The following is a 972-nucleotide window of genomic DNA, read 5'->3' as shown; positions in this document are numbered from 1 at the left end:
GCCGCATCCAGATAGTGTGCCAGGGTGTCGTGTATCGTGACTTTCGCTTTCAGCATGTCATCGTATGCCAGACACAGCGCGGTGACTGAACCGTCGAGGTTTGCCACCGATAACTTCGGCTGTGCACCGGATCCGGTGGTGGATGCCTCTATCCCTTCAATCTGCGCAGGCCAGGCCCGATACTCCTCTCCCTGCCACCAGATGGATTTCGCCGGTAATTTTTCAGGATCACCACCGGCGGCTGTAATTCCTGCCTCTGTATGTGGGATGTTGTATGCATGGAACCGCAAAATATCCGGCGCACCGAATGCGGTACTGTCAACCTCAAAAAGCCGGACGGCATTACCCGGTTCCAGCTTCTGGTAGTCATTTGTGATCATGGTTTAAATGCCTGGGTAAAAGTGAGAGAAAGTGAATAGTTGTCACCGCCGAGCGGGGTGAGCTTATGCTCGTCGCACCGGTACAGACCGACCGGCTCAAGCGGGGGTTTCCACTGAAAAGCCTTTATGCCGCCGTGACGGTCGATAAACTGACGGATAGCCGCGATATACTCCCCGCGACCGGTAAATTCCAGTGACCACTTCTGGCTGCGGGCGTTAATACCGTCACCGGACACCTGCTCATAACCATCACCGAACTTCGCCCTGCGGGTTTTATAGGTGATGTCCTCCGTGGGATTAACACGGGGACACCAGGTGAAAATTTCAATCATTGACGGACCCCTTTCGCAACCGACCAGATGGCACCGCCGGGCCGCAGATCCGTATTAATCAGCGCCCGGTAACGCTGGTCTACATACTGCCCAATCTCCCGGCCAAACTGTTCATAACCAACTGACGACTGCGTCTGGCTGCTGCCGTTACTGTCAATGGTAATAAACACCTGTGGTGCTGCAGAACCGGTATTCTGATTTCTGCCGATCGCCCGGACACCGAGAGAGCCATCCGCCGCCCGTGTTAACGGCATAATCGC

General features: G+C 55.1%; 2 protein-coding genes and 1 pseudogene. All 3 read right to left on the bottom strand.

Annotated features, from left to right (window positions below):
- Window positions 1–380 (bottom strand): phage minor tail protein L (locus GN208_RS17790; protein WP_243828516.1); only part of this gene is annotated, 380 nt, incomplete at its 3' end.
- Window positions 377–712 (bottom strand): phage tail protein, encoded by a 336-nt coding sequence (locus tag GN208_RS17785; RefSeq protein WP_004238700.1) that lies wholly within the window; start codon window positions 710–712, stop codon window positions 377–379. The genes GN208_RS17785 and GN208_RS17790, both read right to left, overlap by 4 nt.
- Window positions 709–972: pseudogene (locus tag GN208_RS17780) on the bottom strand (phage tail tape measure protein); the annotation flags it as partial. The pseudogene GN208_RS17780 and the gene GN208_RS17785, both read right to left, overlap by 4 nt.

The organism is Morganella sp. HSTU-ASny43, assembly GCF_022819185.1.
In the GTDB taxonomy this organism is placed as follows: Bacteria; Pseudomonadota; Gammaproteobacteria; order Enterobacterales; family Enterobacteriaceae; genus Morganella; species Morganella morganii.
The sequence above is the reverse complement of the archived record's forward strand: the minus strand, read 5'-3'. Positions and strand labels throughout refer to the sequence as shown.